Raw genomic sequence first — 6,459 nt, forward strand, 5'->3', positions numbered from 1 at the left:
CATAGGTTTAAAGGTCAGATAAAGTGGTATAATAGAAAAATTCCTTGCGACTTTCTATCGATTTTAGAGAAAATAGCAATCAGGGCGCTGTTTTTGATTATATCCGACAATCCATCAAGTTATTTATTTTTCAGTCCTAAATTCATCCTTTTTTTCCTTCTTCCTTCTTCCTTCTTCCCTCTTCCTTCTTCCTTACTTCTATGACTAGACCTCTAACTCCTGCAAATAAAACCTTAGAAAGGTCTGCTTGGACTTGGCAAGATGGCTTGTTAATTCTAGCAACTTTTTCTTTAATTCTAGCAATTATTCAAACAGCCGCTAAATTTAGCGGTGACTACAATCCTAGTTTCAAAATTGAAACAACACTCAGCGTTTTGCCTGGATATACGGCCCAGACTCTTTTTCGCATGGGAACCGCTTATTTTTTATCTCTCCTATTTACTTTAGTTTACGCTTATACTGCTTACCGCTCAGAGATGGCGGCAAAAATTTTAATTCCCCTATTAGATATATTGCAATCGATTCCCGTGCTATCTTTTTTACCCGGTGTTGTTTTAGCACTAATTACTTTATTTCCCGGACAGCGAATCGGCGTAGAAATAGCCTCAATTCTGCTAATATTTACGGGGATGACGTGGAATATGACCTTTAGTTTTTATCAATCACTCTGTGGTATACCGCGAGAACTTAAGGAAGCATCTAAAGTCTATCGTCTCAATGCTTGGCAACAATTTTGGACATTAGAATTGCCCGCAGGCGCGATCGGATTGGTGTGGAATAGCGTCATGTCTGTAGCTGGCGGCTGGTTTTTTTTGATTGCTATTGAATCTTTTACTTTAGGGGAGAAAAGCTTTCAATTGCCAGGATTAGGTTCGTACTTGGCGACTGCGGCAAATCAAGGTAATTTTGGCGCGATTACCTCTGGTTTAGCAATGCTAATTGGGGTAATTATAGCTATTGATTTTTTAGTCTGGCAGCCTTTAATTGCTTGGGTAGAAAAATTTAAGTTTCAGATGATGGAAGCCTCTAGCACCCCCCAGTCAAAGCTATTGGATTTTTTGCGACGTTCGCCAACATTACGCTTATTAAATTCGAGAATATCGCCAATTCGGGACAGTTTTGACAGGAGTTTAGTCAGAGCTTTTGCTCCTGCTAAATTAGCCGCTACTCCTACAGGAAATTTCCGAATTTCAAAATGGATAAATTGGGTATTTATCAGCGGATTTACCATAATTATTTTGTGGGGAACTTGGGAAGCTGTTTTGTTACTACGGTTTCTGAGTTTATCAGACTGGCAAAAAGTAATTAGCGGTGCTATATTCACAGCAATACGAGTGATATGTGCGCTATTTTTATCGCTGTTGTGGACAGTTCCCGTCGGGGTAGCAATTGGTAGAAACCCTCGATTAGCTCAAATTTTGCAACCCTTAGTACAGATTGCAGCTTCTGTTCCCGCAACGGCTTTATTTCCCATATTATTGCTAGGTTTAATCCAAACTGGCGGTGGTTTACAGATTGGTTCGGTGGCGCTGATGATGTTAGGAACAATGTGGTATTTGCTATTTAATGTCATTGCGGGAGCGCAAGCGATTCCCTCAGAGTTATTTGAAGCAGCACAAGTTTATAAACTTTCCCTGGTACAGCGTTGGCAGAGTTTGATTTTGCCAGGGATTTTTCCCTATTTGATGACAGGAATTGTTACTGCTGTTGGGGGTGCTTGGAATGCGAGTATTGTCAGCGAGTACGTGCAGTTTAAAGGGCAAATAATTACTACTCCTGGTTTGGGAGAAACGATTTCTCAGGCGACGGCAAATGGTAACTTTCCTCTGCTTTTGGCTGCTACTTCTGTGATGTCGCTCTTGGTGGTTTTAACTAATCGTTTACTTTGGCGACCTCTTTACCGTTTGGCCCAGGAAAAATATCAATTGCTGGTTTAATCCTTAAATTTAATTAATCTGTATTTTTGCAATACTCCGGACAGTTTTTAAGCAGCTAAAGTACCATAAGACAAGACTGAAGGAAAGTTAGGGTGATTTAAAATCAAATCCCGGTCTAAATCTAACTTATCAATAAAGGTAGAAAGTAGATGCTTATTGAATTCCAGGCGTTTATAAGAGGCCAGAGAAAATACAAAAGATTTGGCAGATGAATGACAACTAGAAAGTTCATATTTGGCTAAGTTTAAGGCAATTAGACTGGCATTAAAATGAAAATCAAGCCGTGGTAAATGACGAGCTTGACAATCAGACAATCCTGTAAATTGCTTAGCATCACGAAATATAAATTCAATCTGGAAACGAGCCTGATAATATTCAACAATTTGCTCTGATGGTAGGTGAATATCAGTGCTAAATAATAAAGTATTTTTGATTTTTCCGTTGGCTTGAACCTCAGAAATACAAGCCAAACTAATTTGACAATTTAAACAACAACTCCAGACAACCAATGTATATAATGAAACTCCCGGTTTGAGATTTTTCACAAATTTAAGACGGCTCAAATCATTAGAGTCAAATTTACCCTCATATTTGCGAGGTGCTCCCAGTTTCTTTTGTTCACCTGTATAAAGATAGCGTAGGTTAGCATCAACTCTTAACTTGCCAATAAAGTCTAAATTTAACTCCCGCACAGCATCCCAGAATTTCAAGCGGTAGTAATAGCCATCAGCCACCAAATAACGTACAGAAGTGGGGAAGAAATAACGAGTATTCTTTAGATGTTGTGCATAGTCATCAACTCTTGTGATGTCAGGGGTTGAGCTTTGAGGCTCCTGTTTTTTGCGAGATTTCTTAGACCAGCACTTCTTCGGATTTTGTGGCAGTTTTTTCACCGGCTTTATTTGAGGACGTGACGGAGTTTGTTGTACGCTTAAGCTATAAGATAAACGAGTCTCAATTTCGACAATAGAAATCAAAGAAATTTCCAACCCCTGTTCCGATTTGCCAGCTACACCATTATAAAAATAAGCTTTACCCTCAGTTTTTTTGCCACTTTTTCTTAAAAAAGAACAATCAATAACAGCAATGATTGTGTGTTCAGGATTTAAGGCATCTTTGAGAAAATATTGATTAAATTGTGGAAAATTAAAGCTTTTGAGAAAGTGACGACGGTAGGTTTTTTCGCTCAAATAACTATAACGACTGAGATTCGTGAAGTTGATCTTGCCATAGGCTAGCAAAATAGTTGAGAATAAAGTGATTAAAAACTTCTTTTGGGGTTGACTAATCCCTGGCATTTGTTGTAAGATGGATTCCATAATATTCATCAGGCAATCTGTTGAGCTTGTGTGTTTTTATAGCTTAACCGAAAAGAGTGCCTTTTTTTCTGTTTATTTTGGGTTCAGATTGCACTCACTGTTTTCACTTCTCTGCTGTATTGCGTAAGCGTTGCTTGCCGAAGGCATCGCATCCCTCTTTAAAAACTGTCCGGAGTATTGTTTTTGTAATATTTTCTAATAGTGAATATTTGGGAATCTTTCAAGATATTACGATTGTTTCTCTTCACTGCTGGTTTAAGCATACAGCAGCTTTTAGTTATACAACAGATTACAGATGTATGCAGTAGACTGGGGAGTAAGCTTTAATTAGACCGATTAAACCGCTTATATTAATATACTCTATCCTTTTTCTCCCACTTCTTGACAATTTATCTTCTTTCCCTTATACTTAAAAATAGGCAGATAATTTAACCAAACAGTCACAAATACAGGGGCGATTACAGCAACAGTCACTAACTATAAATAGCGATCGTTGGTCTACACTAAAATAGTTATTTGGACAAAACTAATGAGCAAAAAACTAACAATTGCAGGAATCAGTCTGATCTTTACCCTGTTTTTCCCGACAATTAGCCTAGCACAGTCAGCATTGCAAGACATTCGGCAAAACGGCGTTCTCAAAGTAGGAATTAGGAAAGATGCTGCTCCTTTTGGCTATACAGAAGGCGACAATTGGAAAGGCCTTTGTGTGGAAGGCATGGAAATATTTAGAGCTAGCCTTGAAAAGCAATTAAATCGCTCCGTTCGATTAGAAAAACTGGAAACAGTTCTCGATGAATCTTCGCCTCAAGGTCGCTATCGCAGCATTACCAGCAAACGCGCCCACCTTGAATGTGGCCCCAATACTATTAACAAAAATTCGCCGACGGGGATTGCTTTTTCTCTACCATTTTTGTACAGTGGCACCTATTTAATGGTAAAACCCGAAAACAGGCTCAGAGTCAACCCTTCTGGCTTCCTCCAAGATCTTACCATTGGCGTGTTGGGAGATTCCCTCACCCAGCAATTTATAGCTGGACGCTATCAATTAGCTAACCAGAAAGTTTATCAAGGACAATCAGGAAGACAAACAGCAGTAAAAGATGCCGTAGAAGGTAAGATAGATGCCTTGGCTAGCGATGGTATACTGTTGGTAGGAGAAGCATTAAGACAGGGTTTAAATCCCAACCAATATGCTCTAATTCCAGAAAAGCCTTTGACTTGTATTGCTTACGGGATGATCGTTCCAGCTAATGATTCGGAATGGAAAGAAACTGTTAACAATTTCATTCGGAACAACTCATCTCAAACTCTTCTAGAACGCTCGTTTGGAGCCAATTCTCCTCTGATAACGATCAGTGTTTCAGATCAAGATAAGTGTATCTGATCGCAGTTAAATGTTAACGGTTAAGTGTTAACATTTAACCATTAACCTTTACCAAGAATGCTGCCGCTTTCAGGAGAAGCGATAGGGAAGAGTCTCATCTATAGCGCGATCGCCCTCTCACTTACAAGATCGAACGCGCTGCTAGCACCTATCAAAAATAGCAAATCCTAAAAAAAATCTAAAATCTCCCATCCATTACCCTTTAGACTGGATGGAGGAACATTTCAAACAGGTTCAGGAGGGTCGGCAGTGACAGAGAAAAATTCCTCATCCTCTACCATACCGACCTATTCTCGCAACGAACTGCGGGAATTAGTGCGATCGCAGCTACAGGCATTACTAGAACAAAGCGACCTCAAAGGAGCTAAAGCCATTCTAGTGCCCGTCCAGCCTCCTGACATAGCCGAAGCGATCGAAGGCTTACCAGAAACCATGCAAGTAATAGCCTTCCGCTTACTCTCCAAAGACGAAGCGATCGAAGTCTACGAACACCTCGACTCCAGCGTACAGCAGGCACTCTGCGAAGAATTCAAACGCCAAGAAGTCCTCGACATCGTAGATAAAATGTCCCCCGATGACCGAGCGCGGCTATTTGATGAACTGCCCGCAACAGTCGTCCGTCGCCTCTTGGCCCAACTGAGCCCAGCGGAACGCCAAGCAACCGCCCTGCTTTTAGGTTACGAAGCCAACACCGCAGGGCGGATCATGACCCCAAAATACATCTCCCTTAAAGAAAGCCTCACCATTACCGAAACCCTAGAACGCATACGCACATTAGCCCCCACTACTGAAACCATCTATTATCTCTACGTCACCGACGCTGCCCGTCGTCTGACGGGAATTTTAACTTTGGGGGATTTAGTCACATCACCCCTTGATAAAACTATTGGCGAAATTATGACCCGCGATTTAGTGTCAGTCCAAACCGACACGGATCAAGAAGAAGTCGCCAGACTCATCCAGCGTTACGACTTTCTTGCAGTCCCAGTAGTAGACAGCGAACAGCGTCTCGTCGGCATCATCACCGTTGACGACGTAATTGATATCTTGGAGGAGGAAACCACCGAAGATATTTATGCTTTAGGCGGCCTCCAATCCGGCGGCGACAATTATTTTCAGACAGATTTATTCACCGTTGCCCGCAAGCGAGTTGTTTGGTTATTTGTTTTACTCCTAACAAATACCGTCACAGGCACGATTATCCGATCGCAAGAAGACATTTTGCAGCAAGTAGTAGTGCTCGCTGCATTTATTCCCCTACTCACAGGTACAGGGGGTAACGTCGGAGCCCAGTCCTCAACTGTTGTGATTCGCGGCTTAAATACCGACGAAATTCGGGCAATGGGCCCCATGCAAGTAATTCTGCGGGAAGGTATGGCAGGGGCACTGCTAGGCTCGATATTGGGCTTAGTAGCAACGGTCTGGGCCTATGTTCTCCAGGGGAATTTACCAGTAGCAGTAGCGGTGGGTACAAGTTTATTAGCGATCGCAATTTTAGCCTCCGTTGCCGGTTCCGCCCTCCCTTTCCTCTTTCGTTCCTTGGGATTAGACCCCGCCTTAATGTCCGCCCCCTTTATCACCACCGCCGTAGATGTCCTTGGCGTTCTGATTTATTTTGGCACAGCCAGACTCATCTTACAAATATAAGTAATGAAGAAGGGGCTACGATGCTCAGGACTAGGGACTAGGGAAAGAGGGGGAGAGGGGGAGCAACTTAATCAATTAAAAATTAAAAATGCAAAATTAAAAAAAATGCAAAATTAAAAATTGTGAGATTTAATTTTTAATTTTTAATTTTTAACTTTTAATTAATCGG

The 6,459-nt window shown here is 41.3% G+C and carries 4 protein-coding genes; 3 read left to right on the forward strand and 1 reads right to left on the reverse strand.

Annotated elements, in window-relative coordinates:
- The first annotated feature begins 200 nt into the window (after positions 1-200).
- Complete coding sequence (locus PN499_RS17570) at positions 201-1,937, forward strand: ABC transporter permease (protein WP_272033389.1); 1,737 nt, start codon at positions 201-203, stop codon at positions 1,935-1,937.
- A gap of 47 nt (positions 1,938-1,984) precedes the next feature.
- Here PN499_RS17570 and PN499_RS17575 read toward each other — a convergent pair whose 3' ends face one another.
- The gene (locus PN499_RS17575; protein ID WP_272033390.1) at positions 1,985-3,265 is read right to left on the reverse strand and encodes a transposase; all 1,281 of its coding nucleotides are present in this window, start codon (positions 3,263-3,265) and stop codon (positions 1,985-1,987) included.
- Positions 3,266-3,785: 520 nt separating this feature from the next.
- Here PN499_RS17575 and PN499_RS17580 point away from each other — a divergent pair.
- Entirely contained in the window at positions 3,786-4,643 is an 858-nt protein-coding gene (locus tag PN499_RS17580) for an amino acid ABC transporter substrate-binding protein (protein ID WP_272033391.1), read from the forward strand.
- Between the two features lie 249 nt (positions 4,644-4,892).
- On the forward strand, positions 4,893-6,290 hold the full coding sequence (gene mgtE, locus PN499_RS17585) for a magnesium transporter (protein ID WP_272033392.1): 1,398 nt from the start codon (positions 4,893-4,895) through the stop codon (positions 6,288-6,290).
- Positions 6,291-6,459: the final 169 nt, after the last annotated feature.

The organism is Kamptonema animale CS-326 (genome assembly GCF_028330895.1).
In the GTDB taxonomy this organism is placed as follows: Bacteria; Cyanobacteriota; Cyanobacteriia; order Cyanobacteriales; family Microcoleaceae; genus Kamptonema; species Kamptonema formosum.